The sequence below is a fragment of the Vibrio sp. 10N.261.46.A3 genome (assembly GCF_041472995.1).
Lineage (GTDB): Bacteria > Pseudomonadota > Gammaproteobacteria > Enterobacterales > Vibrionaceae > Vibrio > Vibrio coralliirubri.
In genome coordinates, this window is sequence record NZ_JBFRRH010000004.1 from 1 (window position 1) to 16,986 (window position 16,986).

The 16,986-nt window shown below is 44.6% G+C and carries 14 protein-coding genes and 1 pseudogene; 9 read left to right on the forward strand and 6 right to left on the reverse strand.

Annotated features, from left to right (window positions below):
* Nucleotides 1–12: 12 nt before the first annotated feature.
* Nucleotides 13–174, reverse strand: a pseudogene (locus AB4484_RS01340) (50S ribosome-binding protein YggL); the annotation flags it as partial.
* 254 nt (nt 175–428) lie between these two features.
* Between AB4484_RS01340 and AB4484_RS01345 the strand changes: the two are divergent.
* Nucleotides 429–2,456: a PhoX family phosphatase gene (locus AB4484_RS01345; protein ID WP_372076089.1), complete on the forward strand. Its 2,028-nt coding sequence runs from the start codon at nt 429–431 to the stop codon at nt 2,454–2,456.
* Between the two features lie 245 nt (nt 2,457–2,701).
* Here AB4484_RS01345 and AB4484_RS01350 read toward each other — a convergent pair whose 3' ends face one another.
* The 3 genes from AB4484_RS01350 to AB4484_RS01360 form a co-directional block, all read right to left on the reverse strand.
* Nucleotides 2,702–3,322 carry a LysE family translocator gene (locus AB4484_RS01350; RefSeq protein WP_017064486.1) on the reverse strand — a complete coding sequence of 207 codons (621 nt, stop codon included), beginning with the start codon at nt 3,320–3,322 and terminating at the stop codon, nt 2,702–2,704.
* 164 nt (nt 3,323–3,486) lie between these two features.
* Complete coding sequence (locus tag AB4484_RS01355; protein ID WP_019821956.1) at nt 3,487–4,773, reverse strand: DEAD/DEAH box helicase; 1,287 nt, start codon at nt 4,771–4,773, stop codon at nt 3,487–3,489.
* A gap of 182 nt (nt 4,774–4,955) precedes the next feature.
* Nucleotides 4,956–5,939 carry a GTP-binding protein gene (locus AB4484_RS01360; protein ID WP_372076091.1) on the reverse strand — a complete coding sequence of 328 codons (984 nt, stop codon included), beginning with the start codon at nt 5,937–5,939 and terminating at the stop codon, nt 4,956–4,958.
* Nucleotides 5,940–6,491: 552 nt separating this feature from the next.
* On the opposite strand from AB4484_RS01360, the gene clcA reads away from it, so the two are divergent.
* Both clcA and AB4484_RS01370 read left to right on the forward strand, forming a co-directional pair.
* Complete coding sequence (gene clcA, locus AB4484_RS01365; RefSeq protein ID WP_017064484.1) at nt 6,492–7,898, forward strand: H(+)/Cl(-) exchange transporter ClcA; 1,407 nt, start codon at nt 6,492–6,494, stop codon at nt 7,896–7,898.
* A gap of 206 nt (nt 7,899–8,104) precedes the next feature.
* Nucleotides 8,105–9,085 (forward strand): TDT family transporter, encoded by a 981-nt coding sequence (locus AB4484_RS01370; protein ID WP_050620668.1) that lies wholly within the window; start codon nt 8,105–8,107, stop codon nt 9,083–9,085.
* Nucleotides 9,086–9,240: 155 nt separating this feature from the next.
* Here the strand turns inward: AB4484_RS01370 and hmpA are convergent, their stop codons facing one another.
* Nucleotides 9,241–10,437, reverse strand: a complete 1,197-nt coding sequence (gene hmpA / locus AB4484_RS01375) for an NO-inducible flavohemoprotein (RefSeq protein WP_372076093.1) — start codon at nt 10,435–10,437, stop codon at nt 9,241–9,243.
* Between the two features lie 368 nt (nt 10,438–10,805).
* Between hmpA and norR the strand changes: the two genes are divergently transcribed.
* The gene (gene norR, locus AB4484_RS01380) at nt 10,806–12,398 is read left to right on the forward strand and encodes a nitric oxide reductase transcriptional regulator NorR (protein WP_372076095.1); all 1,593 of its coding nucleotides are present in this window, start codon (nt 10,806–10,808) and stop codon (nt 12,396–12,398) included.
* An 89-nt stretch (nt 12,399–12,487) separates the two neighbouring features.
* Complete coding sequence (locus tag AB4484_RS01385) at nt 12,488–12,847, forward strand: glutaredoxin (RefSeq protein WP_017062638.1); 360 nt, start codon at nt 12,488–12,490, stop codon at nt 12,845–12,847.
* Between the two features lie 109 nt (nt 12,848–12,956).
* Here AB4484_RS01385 and AB4484_RS01390 read toward each other — a convergent pair whose 3' ends face one another.
* Nucleotides 12,957–13,592 carry an OmpA family protein gene (locus tag AB4484_RS01390; RefSeq protein WP_017631828.1) on the reverse strand — a complete coding sequence of 212 codons (636 nt, stop codon included), beginning with the start codon at nt 13,590–13,592 and terminating at the stop codon, nt 12,957–12,959.
* Between the two features lie 258 nt (nt 13,593–13,850).
* Here AB4484_RS01390 and AB4484_RS01395 point away from each other — a divergent pair, with 258 nt between their 5' ends.
* The 4 genes from AB4484_RS01395 to AB4484_RS01410 all read left to right on the forward strand — a co-directional run bounded on the left by AB4484_RS01395 (nt 13,851) and on the right by AB4484_RS01410 (nt 16,981).
* Entirely contained in the window at nt 13,851–14,477 is a 627-nt protein-coding gene (locus AB4484_RS01395; RefSeq protein ID WP_248642439.1) for a thioredoxin domain-containing protein, read from the forward strand.
* 76 nt (nt 14,478–14,553) lie between these two features.
* On the forward strand, nt 14,554–15,027 hold the full coding sequence (locus AB4484_RS01400; protein ID WP_372076097.1) for an FKBP-type peptidyl-prolyl cis-trans isomerase: 474 nt from the start codon (nt 14,554–14,556) through the stop codon (nt 15,025–15,027).
* Between the two features lie 188 nt (nt 15,028–15,215).
* Complete coding sequence (locus tag AB4484_RS01405) at nt 15,216–15,806, forward strand: TetR/AcrR family transcriptional regulator (protein WP_081230520.1); 591 nt, start codon at nt 15,216–15,218, stop codon at nt 15,804–15,806.
* A gap of 143 nt (nt 15,807–15,949) precedes the next feature.
* The gene (locus tag AB4484_RS01410; RefSeq protein WP_081230521.1) at nt 15,950–16,981 is read left to right on the forward strand and encodes an NADP-dependent oxidoreductase; all 1,032 of its coding nucleotides are present in this window, start codon (nt 15,950–15,952) and stop codon (nt 16,979–16,981) included.
* Nucleotides 16,982–16,986: the final 5 nt, after the last annotated feature.

Consider the following 16,986-nt stretch of genomic DNA (forward strand, 5'->3'; position numbering starts at 1 on the left):
TATATTTGATCAACTGTCGATGAAATCAATGAACTCGTCAATGAACACATCGTATTGGTCAAAATCAGCAATCGAAGTCTTGCAGCTTACTTCAAAACCCAGAATCGCGAATTCACCTAGGTATAGCTTTTTGCGTAGGCGGCGATTTTTGTTTTCGATTTTATCTAATTTCATAACTGTCTCTCTTTTCGTTTGATAAAGCATTTATACACAGTTCTACCCTAATCCCCAAGAGTTTTGTATTGCACGAGAGTGTTAATGGCAAAATTCGTGCTACAGAAACAAAATCTTAATCAAATCTATAAAAATCTGTCACTTAACTGCTTCACGATTAGTCACACATTGACCAAACTTATTAACTCATTAGTTAGTAACTGGGTTAGTCATGAATAACGAATAATAAAATCAGCCAATAGGAAGCAGTCGAGATGAGCAAGGAAACATTTGATAGCACTCGTTTTAACAAGAGCAAAAACAAACCCTTCGAAGAAGTTTTAGATGCGAACCTTTCAAGAAGAAATGTTCTCAAAGGCGGTCTAGGCATCAGTGCAATGACCGCATTTGGCGCTTTTGGTTTAGCAGGCCACAGCACAGCGCACGCGGCGACAGCATCATCTGGCGCACCGCAAAAAAGCACTGCTACACTTGCATTCGAATCGGTTAAAGGCTCATTGACAGACAGTGTCGTTGTGCCAAAAGGCTATACAGCACAAGTATTGGTTCCTTGGGGTACTCCACTAAACAAGCAAGGCAAGGCTTGGTTAAAAGACGGCACCAACAATGCACAAGATCAAGCAAACTCACTGGGCATGCACCACGACGGCATGCACTTCTTCCCGCTTAATGGCAGCAGCAACGACGGCTTATTGGTAATCAACCACGAATACATCGACCAAAAAGCACTGCACGCTAATGGTCCTACATACGATGAAGGCAACCGCCCTAGCCTTGATGAAGTACGTAAAGAGATCAACGCACACGGCGTCAGTGTGGTTCGTGTGAAACTTGAAGGCAACCAATGGGTGATGGTCGATAACGATCCACTTAACCGCCGCTACACGGGCGCGACCGTAATGGATCTGTCTGGTCCTGTTGCTCACAGTGAATTTACCAAAACCAAGTTCTCACAAGACGGCAGCCAAGCTCGTGGCACGTTGAACAACTGTGGTAATGGCTACACACCATGGGGCACTTACCTAACGTGTGAAGAAAACTGGCCGGGTTATTTCGTTAACAAAGGCGAGACAACACCAGCGCAAGAACGTATTGGTATCGCTACCGACAAAACACGTTACGGTTGGGACACGCTTTCAGGTAACAAACAAGAACGCTTAGACGAATTTGCTCGCTTTGACGTAACACCAACAGGTGAGTCAGCAATGGACGATTACCGTAACGAAGCACATGGTCACGGCTACATTGTTGAAATCGACCCATACACAGCAAACTCTCGCGCTAAGAAACGTTCTGCACTGGGTTGTTTCCGTCACGAAGGCTGTACGTTTGGTAAGTTGACCGAAGGAGAGCCGATTGTATTCTACTCTGGTCACGATTCACGCTTTGAATACCTATACAAATTCGTTTCTGAAGAGAAATGGGACCCGCGTGACGCAGAGCCGAGTAATCGCCTAAGCGCGGGTGACAAGTACATGGACAAAGGCACACTGTATGTGGCTAAGTTCAACGATGATGGTTCAGGTACATGGCTACCACTAACGTTGAGCAGCAAGACTACAAACGGCGGTAAGCTAGGTGATTCATTTGACTCTCAAGCAGCGCTTATCATTAATACCGCAGGTGCAGCCGACCTTGTTGGTGCAACGCCAATGGATCGCCCTGAATGGTGCTCTGTTGACCCAATGACAGGTACGGCTTACCTGACGCTGACTAACAACAACAAGCGTAAAGAAGCGAACTCTGCGAACCCTCGCGTAGACAACAAGTTCGGTCATGTTATCCGTTGGGATGAAGGCAAAACGGCAGGCGAGTTCGATTGGGATATCTTCGTATTTGGCTCTCCAGCAGTGGAAGACAAGTCTATTAACCGCTCAGGCCTAACAGACATGAACCAATTCGCGAGCCCTGACGGCTTAGCGTTTGATGCTCGTGGCATCTTGTGGATTCAGACAGATAATGGCGCAGATGAAGTAACTGGCTACACCAATGACCAAATGCTGGCAGTGGTTCCATCTCAGCTAACGGATGACAACGGCAACAGCGCGGTGATTGATGCAAACAATCAAGCACAGCTTAAGCGCTTTTTTGTGGGTCCAAACGGATGTGAAGTAACTGGCTTTACCATCAGCCCAGATTTCAAATCACTGTTTGTGAACATTCAACACCCAGCAAACTGGCCATCGTCTGAAGATGCAACAGCACAAACTCAAGGCAATGTCCGCCCAAGAGCATCTACGGTTGTGATTCGTCGTGAAGACGGCGGTGAAATCGCGGTTTAAATATACAACGCAGGCTAAGCTCAGAAACATCTCTGTTATCTATTTTCTGTTCGCTAGCTAAGTAAAATCAAAAAGAGCGATAAGGCCAAATGCCCTATCGCTCTTTTATATTCTATGCATTCTTCGGTTTAAGTAAGAATCCGAATTTTCAAAACTCACCGTAATCCTAAATAGTCATCATCCCAAGTACACGTCATCCTCGAGAAGGAGGAACGACGTCTCTGCTCGTTGTAAGCTAACCAGAATTAACTCACAAACAACCAAACACCAACGCCCATCATCAACGTACCTGCAATACGGTTCATCAACTTAACGTTATCGGCTTTGCCCAGCATATGCTTTAAGCTCTTTCCGCCTGTCGCGTATAAAGTCATGCAAACAAACTCAGAGACAAGAATGATCGACACGAGAATGAATAACTGCGGTGCTAAGTCTTTATTGCTGTTAATAAAGGGAGGCAGTAGAGAAATCATAAACGCCCAGCCTTTCGGATTCGCGATAGCTGTCACGAAGCCTTGAACCACCAAGTCCCAATCATTGCTGACTTTTGTTGTTTGGTTGTCAGTACTGATCGCCAGTTTGCCTCTCGAACGCCACATCTGAACGCCCAAATAGAACAAATACCCTGCGCCCACAAACTTAAAGCCTGTAAATAGCCATGGGTAATTCAACATGATAGAAGCGATACCCAATACCGCGGCAATAGAAACCACAGCGACACCAGCCAATTCACCGATCATCATCCATAATGTACGCTTGTATCCAACACTCATTCCTAGCGTCAACGCCAAAGTCATACACATACCGGGCGTGATTGACACGAAGAAAAACGTGGGAATAAAAGCCCAAAGTAGTGCGCTATCCATATTATTACCTTATCGACTTATTTTTATTTAATAGTTCTTGTTTCTTGATCGGGCTTGAAATGAAGCGAGGTGGAAACGAAGCAGTAATGACAATAAACAATATTGCGATCAATACAAACAAAAAGAGCCACAAAACAGTGGCTCTTTTCAATCACCAACCGTAATTACTTACGACGGTTTTTAATTCGCTTCATCATAGTCAAACGACGTTCAGCGCTTGCTTGATCTTGTGGCTCTTCGTTCGCGTTGTTCTTACGACCTTGGCGGTTTTTGTAAGCCGATTTAGTGTTCAGCTTCTCAATGTAAGCATCACGTTTCTTCGGTTCATAACCCGGTTGTTCAACACGGCGAATACGTTGTTGAATCAGTTTTTCAACTTGAACAACAGTCAGCTCTTCTTCGCGGTTAACGAAAGAGATTGCGTGACCTTGTTTACCAGCACGACCTGTACGGCCAATACGGTGAACGTAATCTTCCGCTAAGAAAGGCATGTCGTAGTTAATTACGTGTGGTAAGTCTTCGATATCAAGACCACGAGCCGCAACGTCGGTTGCTACCATCACACGTGCTCTGCCTTCTTTGAAGTCATCCAACGCACGACGACGCGCGCTTTGCGCTTTATCACCGTGACAAAGTACCGCTTTAATACCGTCAAGCTTGAGCTCTTTAACCACATCGTTCGCTGTTTCTTTGTAGTTCACGAACACAAGCACTTGGCGCCAGTTTTTACGGCCGATAAGCTCAGAAAGCAGTTCAGTTTTACGTTCTTGATCCACTGGATAAACCACGTGACCAACAGTAGCAGCCGTAGAGTTTTCGCGCTCAACACTAATACGTTTAGGTTTACGTAGAATATCAACAGACAGTTGGTTTAACTGAGTAGAAGTCGTTGCAGAGAACATCATGATTTGCGGTGATGTTTCTACATCCAACATGATCTTACGAACGGCATTGATAAAGCCCATATCAAGGATACGGTCAGCTTCATCAAATACTAGAAATTCTAGGTTTGCGATAGACACGTTACCCGCTTCTAAGTGCTCTTCTAAACGGCCAGGAGTTGCAACCAAAATATCCACACCCAGTTCTAGTTGACGAACTTGTGAAGACATCTTGTTACCACCGTAAACCGCAGAAACGCTTAGATCCGTGTATTTAACGTAGTCTTTAATGTTTTGAGCGATCTGCGCAGCTAGCTCTCGAGTTGGAGCAAGAATAAGGCCGCGAGCCGTTCCTCTAGACGCTTTTTTACCGCTGTTCAAAAGGTGTTGGATAACAGGCAATGAAAATGCCGCTGTTTTACCCGTACCGGTTTGAGCAGTAGCAAAAATATCATGGCCTTTACGAGCCATTGGAATCGCTTTTTGTTGAATTGGAGTGAGTTTTTCATAACCACACTCAGTCAACGCTTTGACTAATTCAGGAGCAAAACCTTGAGAGGAAAATGACATTGTTACGGGTTCCTTAAGCAGACAGCCTACATTCTTATTTCAGCCGAGCACTATAAAGTAATTAGAGTGATTTATCTCACATTTATCGTGATATAACGCAAACTTTCTCATTTAATCTGGTGTTTATCCCGCCTTCAACGAGGTAAACACCAAGATCCTTGGTTCAAACAGCAAAAACTGGGCTATTTGATGCCACACAGCTTGAGTAAAATCTGCTCGAGCTCGCCCCATGGCATAAGCTGCGAGTCGATCACTTCCAATCGAGATTCAAAACCATCAAGCGTAATTTCGTTCACAGACACGACTTGATTCGCCACATTGAATGCGTAGCAACCTTGATCGGTGTTCACGACGGCTTTTACACGTTCAGCCGTTAGATCCGACAACATAGAGAATAGCGCATCGAAGTCGAACTTATGCTCTGCGCCAAATAGCCAACCACAACTAAAGTAGCCCTGCCCTTTATTCTCTTTACGGATGAAAGCTTCACCAGGAGGAAGTTGGAATTGAGGCTCTTGTTCAGCATGATCGTGATGATGGGCTTCAATATGAGAGGAAGCACTGCCGTATACTCTTTCAATGTCCAACACTTCCAATGGCACTTCGCCATCGTGAATTAGCTTATGGAAGACTTTTGCCGGCGATTGATCCGTCACCCAATCATTAAACACATCGATGTCTTCAGAATGAACAAGGTCAACCTTAGTACCAAGAATCACATCAGCACTGTCTAGTTGATCATTAAAATTCTGATTCGAGGTGTACTTTTCATTAGATAGATTTCGTGGGTCAACCAAACCAAGCGTCGCTTTTAAATCAACATAAGGCTTGTACTGATCTGAAGTCAGTGTCGCAATCACTTGTTTAGGGTGACCAAGCCCTGTCGGCTCAATCAATAAACGGTCTGGTTTTTGGCGAAGTAAGGCATTAATACCTACCGACATAGGCACGCCCGCAGTACAGCACATGCAGCCACCCGGCACTTCTTTAATCAAAGCGCCTTGATCTGTCATCAATGCACCGTCAATGCCGATTTCCCCGAACTCATTAACCAGAACAGCCCAGTTTTCATTCTCAGGTTTATTTTTTAGCAGGTTCAAGATGGCTGTCGTTTTACCAACACCCAAGAAACCCGTAATGATGTTTGTAGGAACTTTTTTAGTCATATCAGTTCTCCTTTTTAAGGGAGTATATACTCAATCACCAAAAAGTTGACCCCAATCGATTGTTTACACTGAGATTCGTTAATAGAGGTTGGCGCGAAAATAATCAGAAGAGATAAAGCAGTAGAAGCGGAATGTGGAAATGGGATGCTCCAGACGAACTAAAGGCGTACTTACTCAGTACGCCTCCCCCTCGTTACTCAATCGTGAGTTCGCGAATCAGGAAGCCTTAAATATCGACCTGAACATTTAACGAGGAACTAAAACTTTGTTTCTGAATCCATCCAAATTGTGTGTAAAACCTCACTTCTCCTTGCGGTTCGTTATGTTGCTTTACGATTTAACTATGGTTCATTTTTGGGGATATTCAAGCTGCCGCCAGAGAATCGATCAAAATTGTGACGGTGATTCCACTATTGGCCATAGATTCCATTTATGTAACACGTACATTCCATAAATGAAATTCAACTTTTCATCTTTGTTGCTATAGGATATGCAGAGGAAGCGTATAATTTAATGCAACCCCGCCTTAACTCATTCAGGAAACTTATCTCTATGACCAGAAGAGAGAAAATTAAGCAGTCCTTACTAGCAAAAATGCCAAGGGATGCTATTAATCAATTTCTCTCAAGAGATAAGACCCCAGCTTCGGTTCTCTTCCTTTCTTGTATTGTGGGTGTACTTGCAGGTGTAGTGGGTACCTATTTCGAAGTTGCGGTTCATTTCATCACAGAAACCCGCACCGATTGGCTAAAAGATGAGATCGGTAGCCATTTACCACTTTGGCTTGCTGCTTTCCTTATTAGTGCGGCATTCGCCTTTATTGGTTATTTCCTTGTTCACCGATTTGCTCCAGAAGCTGCCGGTTCAGGTATCCCTGAAATCGAAGGTGCAATGGACGGCATGCGCCCTGTTCGATGGTGGAGAGTATTACCCGTAAAATTCTTTGGCGGCATGGGCGCGTTAGGCTCTGGTATGGTTTTAGGCCGCGAAGGGCCAACCGTTCAAATGGGCGGCAGTATCGGTCGTATGGTCACAGATATCTTTCGAGTTAAAGATGATGACACTCGCCACTCACTGTTGGCTTCAGGTGCTGCTGGTGGCTTAGCCGCCGCATTCAACGCTCCGCTAGCTGGCATCATGTTTGTGGTTGAGGAGATGAGACCACAATTTCGCTACTCACTCATATCAATCAAAGCCGTCATCATCTCAGCGGTTTCAGCCAACATTGTGTTTCGTTCTATCAATGGCCAATCTGCCGTTATCACAATGCCTCAATACCAGCCACCTGAACTCGACGCACTTTGGTTGTTCTTGTTGTTAGGTGTGTTGTTCGGCCTGTTCGGCGTAATTTTCAATAAGCTGATTACGCTTTCCCAAGATCTGTTTGTGGCGATACACAAGAATGACCGTAAACGCTACTTGATGACAGGTACCCTACTTGGCGGTTGCTTTGGCTTGTTGCTGCTCTATATACCTGAATTAACTGGTGGTGGTATTGGTATCATCCCTAACATCACTAATGGCAGCTACAGCGCCAATGTGTTGTTGTTGATTTTCTTAGGCCGAGTCCTCACTACCCTGCTTTGTTTTGGCTCTGGTGCGCCAGGCGGCATCTTTGCACCAATGCTTGCGCTAGGAACACTCTTTGGTTATGCGTTCGGGCTTATCGCAGCGGCATTCTTTCCTGAACTGAATATTGAACCGGGTATGTTTGCCATTGCTGGCATGGGAGCCTTATTTGCAGCCACTGTTCGAGCGCCTATCACTGGCATACTGTTGGTTATTGAAATGACCAATAACTACTACCTGATCCTGCCGTTAATCATCACCTGCTTAGGTGCGGTAATCATTGCTCAAATGTTAGGTGGGCAGCCAATTTACAGTCAACTACTTAACCGTACGCTGAAAAACGAGAAACTAAGACAACAAGATCTCCCTCAACAAGAGGAAGTGCGTTAATTACAAATGACTCATGAAACAAAAGCACACATTCAACGTGCTTAATCTCCCGATTCTGTATCAAAATCAAAAAAGCAAACGTTAAACTTGGTATCATCCACTCAAAATTAGTTGAGTGCCCTCAACATCTATTGAAGGGTGACCTACACGCTCTAACTAAAGCAAATAGTCCAATATTCTGTAATTAACTAAGTCGGAGCAAGTCGTTGAACTGGAGAAGATTAACCCAAGTAAAAAATGTACCGCCATCTCAGGCATCTTTAGCACTTGGCGTTATTGGGTTAGGACAAGCTTGGGCGTTATATATCCCGGGCATTGGTGAGATCATTCGTCCCTACCTCGCTTCATTCGGCGCACTATTATTGCTGCCTGTTTTACTGCGCTATTTAACGAGCTTTAATACCTTCCTTAATGACATTCGCCACCCGTTAAGTGGAAGCTTGATGGCACCAATGAGCATGGCTTTACTGATTCTGTGCGACTATTTAGCCGAGATATCGCCTGCCATAGCTTACCCAGTTTGGTTCTGCGCGTTATTGCTGCACTTTACCATGATGGTGTTGTTCTTCAGTTTTCAGATCATCAACTTCAAAATGTCGAACATTGTACCGAGTTGGTTTCTGTATCCGGTCGGTTTGATCAGCAGTTCCTTAGCAGGCACACAGTTCGGGCACACCGTATTTTCAGAAACACTTGCGGTCACTTGTATTGGTATCTATTTCCTTATGTTGCCAGTGGTGTTGTACCGCTTGGTGTTCGAAGGCAATCTTCCTCGCCGAGCAAGACCAACACTCGCTATCATGGCGGCTCCGGTTAACTTATCTTTAGCCGCTTACTTGGTTAACTTCGACAACCCAGACCCGATTCTAACAGGTGCATTGGCGGGCATTGCCATCACCATGACACTATTGATTTACTTGTGTTACATCCGCCTAATGCGTCTGAAATTCCAACCTTCAATTGCTGCCGTCACCTTCCCATCCGTGATCAGCGCGATTGCCATGCATCGTCTAACCACATTTTTCGGCACGGAATACCCACAATGGTACTGGCTGCACAAGTTCGGTTTCTTCGAGCTAACCATCGCCACCATTCTAGTGATTTGGGTAGCAGGCGGTTACGTGAAAATGTACTGGCCTGAGTTTTTTGATTCCGATTACATGTCTAAGAAGGTTAAACGTTCTTAGATAAAAGCTAAAAGATCCTAGCTTCAACCATCATACTCTGCAGTAGGTGATGATGTTAGACAGAGCAAACCAAAAAAGGCCTCACAATGTGAGGCCTTTTGAATAGGCAAGGTATTAATAGTTCAGGCGAGTGTTACTAGAACTCTCGAGACCTATTAGAAGTTAGCGTGAGGGCCGAATACTTCGTAGTGTACGCGTGAACGGTCAACTTTAAGTGCGTCTAGTTGTTCCACGATGTTCTTCATGAAACCAACAGGACCACAGATGTAGAAATCGCTCTCTTCAAAGCCTTTAGTATCAGAGATAGACGCTAGATCCATTTGGCCTTGATGCGTGTTTTCACATGCAGATTCGTCTTTGTTCATGTACCACGTTTTCGCTTCCCAACCTTTGTCGGCAACAATATCTTTAACACGAGTCGTGAAAGAGTGTTGGCCTACGTTCTCACAAGCGTGAAGGTAAAGTACTGGCTCGTTTTTATCTTCCGTGTTTAGGAACTCAAGCATAGACTGCATTGGCGTTACACCAACACCTGCAGAGATAAGCGTTACTGGCTTGCTGCGCTCTTGATACATGAAGTCACCTGCTGGTGCGTATAGGCTAACTTCATCACCAATAGCAACCGTATCGTGTAGGTGGTTAGATACAACGCCTTGTGTCTCTTGGCCTTGTCCTTCACGTTTAACAGAGATGCGGTATTGCTTGCCGTTTGGCTTATCAGACAGTGAGTATTGACGAATCTCGCTGTATTGCGAGCCTTCCGGTTTCACTTCGATACCGATGTATTGACCTGGTGTGTAATCCAGAACTTCACCGCCGTCTTTTGGCTGAAGGATAAAGCTAGTTACTAGCGCTGACTCTTCGATCTTGTCTGCAATCACAAAAGCACGTGCCGCTTCCCAACCACCAACAGCTTGCTTACGCTGTAGGTAAAGTTCAGCTTCACGATCGATGAATACTTGCGCCAAGAATAGGTAAGCAGCTGTCCATGCTTCTTCCACTTCTGGAGTAAACGCGTCAGCAGCTAGTTCACGTAATGTTTCAATCAGGTGCAAACCAACAATTTGGTAGTGCTCTGGTTGAATGTTAAAGCTTGTGTGTTTCTGAGCAATACGTTCAACAGCTGTTGTTAAAGCAGCTAGGTTTTCAATGTTCTTTGCATAAGCCGCGATAGCTTCAAACAGTGCTACGCCTTGGCGACCTGTTCTTTGGTGAGTCATATTGAAGATATCTTTCAACTCAGGGTTATGCGTGAACATACGTTGATAAAAGTGCTGAGTTAAAGCTGGGCCTGCGCTCTCAAGTAGAGGGATAGTAGATTTGATGATTTCGATATGTGCATTGTTAAGCATGAATTTACTCCGAACACTGAGCCTTATGACCTATATGTCATTTTGACTACTTAAAAATAAGAATGACTTATCGATTTTCTGAAATCTTAGTTATTTTTAGAAACTGAGTTATTTTGACTCGTTTTCATTTCAAAAAATCGCGAAACCTGATTAATGCCACCTGATTGATTGAGATCAAGAATAGTCTGTTTAATCAGCGCTATAATTGGGCTTCGCTGTATCTTTTGCACAATCAGTGCCAACTTTATCAATCCCCGTCATTACTGGTTTTCTTCTCAAAACTCATCTTATAAAAATGTCAAAAAGACCTTTTTTTTAAGTCAATAAGACTCTATTATGTAGATAAACACACACAGTTAGAGTTTTTTATGCAAGATATCTCCGCATCTACCCTCATGGAAATGACCATTGGCCTCGCAAGTGGTGTCAACGATCAAGATCGTTTCAATCGCCTGATCGATGCCATTCGCAAAACCATAACGTGTGATTGTGTCGCGCTTTTAAGTCTTCAAGGCGATACGCTAGTACCTATCGCAATGCAAGGGCTCAGCCGAGATACATTCGGTCGTCGCTTTATCATTTCAGAACACCCACGGTTTGAAGAGATCTGCGCGTCTCGCTCTCCTGTTCGTTTCGATGCTGACAGCTCCCTACCCGACCCTTTCGATGGTTTGCTTATTGACCATGATGGCGATTTACCAATGCATGCTTGTATGGGCTTGCCTTTGCTATTTGGCGACAAGCTATTGGGCATTCTGACTCTAGATAGCTTGAAACCTGATGTCTTCGCGAATATTCCGGCGCGTAACCTTGAAGTGCTGGCGGCTATTGCAGCCTCAACGATGCAGATGGCACTGACCTTCTCGCAACTTGAACATCAAGCAAAACAGTCAAAGCAATTACTCGAAGAATTGAACGTCGAAGCGTGGGAACGTGACGGCGGTGAGTTGATTGGTAACAGTGACACCATGGTCGCGCTTAAGAACGACATCGCTGTTGTCGCGCCGTCTGAATTCAACATCCTGATTCATGGTGACACCGGGGTTGGTAAAGAGCTCGTGGCTCGTACCCTGCACCACCAATCTCAACGTAAACGTAACCCACTCGTCTACGTAAACTGTGCTGCAATTCCTGAAAACTTAGTAGAGAGTGAACTGTTTGGTCACATTCGTGGCGCGTTCACTGGCGCAGACAAAAACCGCTTAGGTAAATTTGCTTTAGCCGATGGTGGCACACTGTTCCTTGATGAGATTGGTGAATTGCCTTTGGCTGCTCAAAGTAAGCTCCTACGTGCTCTACAAAACAACGAAATCCAACCTGTTGGCCAAGACAACATTCAAACTATTGACGTGCGAGTATTGGCAGCGACAAACCGAGATCTAAAACAAGAAGTTGAAGACGGTCGATTCAGAGCCGATTTGTACCACCGATTGAGTGTGTACCCTATCGCGGTGCCTGCACTGAAAGATCGTGGTGACGACATCAGCTTATTAGCGGGTTTCTTCTTAGAACAAGCGCGTCGTAAGCTTGGTATCAACCAAGTTAAGTTCCGCTCCGACGTTCTTTCTTTCCTAAACCGTTATGGTTGGCCGGGTAACGTGCGTGAACTTGAGCATGTGATCAGTCGTTCCGCATTGAAAGCCTTAGCGCGCAGCACCAATAAAAACCTGGTGACAATCACCAAAGAAGATTGTGGTCCACTCGACCAAGATCAGCCTATTGCGACGACTCAGGTGAAGAACACACCGTTATCGACACCAACGATCGACCTTTCTGCAGGGCTACGTGGTGCAACGGACGATTTTCAACGCAGTATCATTACTGAGGTGTTGGAAGATGCCAACTTTAACTGGGCACAGGCAGGGCGAGTTCTGAAAACAGACCGAGCAAATCTGACTCGACTGTCTAAGCGTTTAGGGCTAAATGTGGCTAAGTCTCACACGATCGAACGGACAAAATAGATATTAGCGGTTTGTTGCGAGCATCTGACAAAACTTGTGTATATAATGCTGCAAATTGTAACGCTAATTTTAAATATGTAGAGAGAGTTATGAAGTTTATCCGTTGGTTCTTAGGTCGTGTCATCTTGTTATTGAATTTTGTTTTCAGCCCACGTGGTGTGAAACGTTCTCAAGAAGAACAAAGCAAAGTGAATGAGCAAGCAAAAACGCACACGTTATACCAATTCGAAGCGTGCCCATTTTGTGTGAAAGTGCGCCGCGCGATGAAACGTCAGTCGGTTCAATTTGAACTTCGTGATGCAAAAAACAACGAGCAACACCGTGCTGAGCTTGAAGCTGGCGGCGGTCGTGTGAAAGTGCCTTGTCTACGTATCGAAAAAGACGGCAAAACTGAGTGGATGTACGAATCTTCAGATATCGTGACTTACTTAGAAAAGCAGTTTGCATAAGCAATAAAGCGACAAAATCTAGATACAAAAAATCCCTCTAATGTGAGGGATTTTTTATGTCTGTTATTTGGCGTTAATCGCTTCAAATTGGGAGCGAAAACTCAAACGACTACTTCGCTACAATCAGCATCAATTCCACACGGCGGTTACACGCCTTGCCTTGCGCAGAAGCGTTCGTACAAGCTGGAACATACTCACCGAAGCCACGAGTATAAATAGAACGACTCGACACATAGTTACTCTCTAATCGAGCCTTCACTTCTTTTGCTCGCTGCTCTGAAAGCGGATCATTGATTCGATCTGTGCCCGTATTATCGGTGTGCCCTTCAATCACCACATCAATATCTTGGCGTTGAGCAAGGTAGCTGCCTAGCGTATCTAGCCATTGATTATAAGCTGGCTCGGGGAATGCTGAACCTGTTTTAAAGTTCACGTGCTGCTCAAGCTTTACCATCACATGGTTGCCCGGCAACACTTCAAAATCGATACGGTTTTGTCTTAAAAAGACTTCCAGTGGGTCGTTAGTCGACACGCCACGTCCGTAGTTGGTCGTTATGGTTCTTTGTTGATGAGTGCTGCTCTGAATTGAGTAACCACGATTGCTTGCTACATGAGTCGTTTGAACCACACCCCATTCAGGATGCATCAAGTCGTAATCGGTTTGTGGTGCAGTTTCTAGCATGTCACCGCCAAGTAAGTCAGTTGGTGACGTGGCTTCACACCCAGCCAAAGCTATGCTCAACATTATCGCTAAATATCTCATTACTTCACCAACCACTCATGCAGATAAACCATTCACTAATGTCTATATCGGCACCGAGGGAAAAACTTTAGACGAAAAGAAAGCAGAACCCAAAAAAGTGCTGTTGATCACAGTTAACCGTCTACTAGCCTGTCTTCAGCCGCTAGTTCGAACTGTTTGCATTTATTTACCTTATAATTGTTTTCCAATTCGTACTAAATAGTTAGAATCTCACGACTTCTCAACGCTAGAGCAAACATTATGTTTAAACCATTTACTAAATTCATCACAGCACTCGCTGCCGTACTTATTATTGCGGGTTGTAGTGAAACAGACGAGCCACAAAAAGGCGTTCAATACGAAGCGCTTCCAACTGCTCTAACAGAATTTAACTTGTCTCCGATCACTGAAATCTTCTCTCTTAACTGTGGTCACTGCCGTCAAATGGAAAGTGCCATTCCAGAGATTGAATCTCTAACAGACCAAACGATTGGCAAGATGCACGTGACGTTCAACGAAAGCGCTCAAATCAGCGCAATGATCTACTACACAGCAGTGATGCAGCTTAATGCGACGCCTGACCACGCATTCATGGACGACCTATTCGGTGCCGTTCAAATGGGTGCAGATGCAACACCAGAGCAGCGTCAACAAGCACTAGAGACAGCGTTTACTTCTCGTGGTTTGGTTAGCCCATACCAGCTGAACAAAGAACAGCAAGTCGCTCTTTTCGACTACGTTAAAAAAGCTGAAGAGATTTCAGTAAAAGGTCAGATCAACTCAGTACCAACCTTTATCATCAACGGTAAATACCAAGTACTAACAGCAGGTCATCAAGACGTTGCTGGCATTGCAAAAACGATCAACTACCTTTTGACTCAACCATAATCACGGCTTTAGTCAACTGATTAACACATTCTGTATTAACTACGAAATTCAGCACTCAATATAAATAGGTTTTACTATGTCTAAATTTGTCATCCCGGTCATTGTCTTTCTTTTGGCGGGTTTCATGATTTACCGTACTTGGACGAATCATAAGTCTGGTGCAGAGAACTTCGAACAAGGTCAACAGTTCCTTATCGAGAACGGCGCTAAAGAAGGTGTTGTAACGACTGAAAGCGGCCTACAGTATCTTGTACTTGAAGAAGGCACAGGTACAGAGCACCCAACAAAGAACAGCAAAGTAACAGTTCACTACCACGGCACTTTGATTGACGGCACGGTTTTCGATAGCTCTGTTGAGCGCGGCGAGCCAATCTCATTTGCTCTTAAGCAAGTAATCAAAGGCTGGCAAGAAGGTTTGACTTACATGGTTGAAGGCCAAAAAGTTCGTCTATTCATTCCAAGCACTCTAGCTTACGGTAAAGGCGCTTCAGGCCCTATCCCACCATCATCGACTCTGATTTTTGATGTAGAACTCATCTCTATCAAATAATCGAAGTGATTGATTTAAGCCCCAACATACGCGCTATGTTGGGGCTTTTTTATATCTGAACATTTGAAAGCACTTTGGCTATTTGGCTATTTGGCTATTCAGCTACTGAGTTACTGTAACAACGACCAAATATAACCTCGAAAACCAACCACTAGACGACTGGTCTAATTTAACCTATAGTACCGCCCATGAACGAAAAAACGAATGACACACGCCTGCATGTTTTAGATGTTGGCTATCAACTAATAGTAAACAACGGCTTTAACGGCGTTGGCCTATCGCAATTGCTTAAAGAAGCGGACGTGCCGAAAGGATCGTTTTACCACTACTTTAAATCTAAAGAGCAATTTGGCGAGGCGTTGATTCAACACTATTTTGAAAACTACATCACTAAGATTGAAGCAATTTTAGTACACGGTGAAGGTAATCATTATCAGCGAATCTTGAGCTATTTCTCGCTATGGGCGAAGACCGAAAACGGTACCTGTAATGCTCATAAATGCTTGGTCGTTAAACTCAGCGCGGAAGTTTCTGATCTTTCTGATCCTATGCGCCAAGCGCTACTAAAGGGTGCTGAGAAAGTGACGAATACCATCGAGCAGTGCATTGTTGGTGGTATTGTAGATGGCTCTATAAAGGTTGAAGACAGCCAAGAAGCCGCTCAGAACCTATACTCAATGTGGTTAGGCGCAAGCTTATTAAGCAAACTGAGCCAGAGTTCACATAGCTTACAGTCAGCTTTGAGCCTTACCGAACGAATTTTAAAAGGTGAAAGCTAATAACGCGCAGCGCGCTTTATAGGCTTTGACTTAAAAGAAATCACCCACCCTCTTATCAACTTGATGACGGCGGGATTTTTAGACAACAAGACTAGACGACTGGTCTAATTCTAAATATATAAAACATAGATTAAGGATATCCAATGACTCAACAAGACAATCGCCGCATCGTATTGGCTTCTCGCCCAGTTGGCGCACCAACTCAAGACAACTTCCGTTTAGAGACAGTAGCTGCGCCAAGCATCAAAGACGGCGAGATGTTACTTCGCTCAGTTTTCCTTTCTCTAGACCCCTACATGCGTGGTCGTATGAGCGATGCTAAATCCTACGCAGATCCAGTTGCGATTGATGAAGTGATGGTAGGCGCAACCGTATGTCAGGTTGAAGAATCAAACCACGCTGATTACGAAGTTGGCGAATGGGTTCTGGCTTACACAGGTTGGCAAGATCTTGGTGTGTCTAACGGTGAAGGCCTAATCAAACTCGGCAAAGAACCAACGCACCCTTCTTACGCGCTTGGCATCATGGGTATGCCTGGTTTTACTGCTTACATGGGCTTGCTTGATATCGGCCAACCTAAAGAAGGCGACACGCTAGTCGTTGCAGCAGCAACAGGTGCTGTAGGCGCAACCGTTGGACAAATCGGCAAACTAAAAGGCTGTCGTGTTATCGGCGTTGCAGGCGGTCAAGAGAAGTGCCAATACGCAAAAGAGGTTCTTGGCTTTGATGAATGTATCGACCACAAAGCTGACGACTTCGCAGAGCAACTGGCTAAAGCGTGTGACAACGGCATTGACGTTTACTTTGAAAACGTTGGTGGCAAGGTATTCGATGCAGTAATGCCTTTACTTAATACAGGTGCTCGTATTCCTGTGTGTGGTCTTATTTCTCAATACAATGCGACATCACTTCCTGAAGGCCCAGATCGTATGTCTAGCCTGATGGGTATGCTGCTTGTTAAAAGAATTAAGATGCAAGGTTTCATCATCTTTGATGACTACGCGCACCGTTACAACGAGTTTGCTGTTCAAATGACAGAATGGCTATCTCAAGGCAAGATGCACTATCGTGAGCACCTGGTTGAAGGTCTAGAGAATGCGCCACAAGCATTCATGGGCCTTTTGGAAGGTCAGAACTTTGGTAAGCTTGTTATCAAAACGAACGAAGCTAAATAAATTCA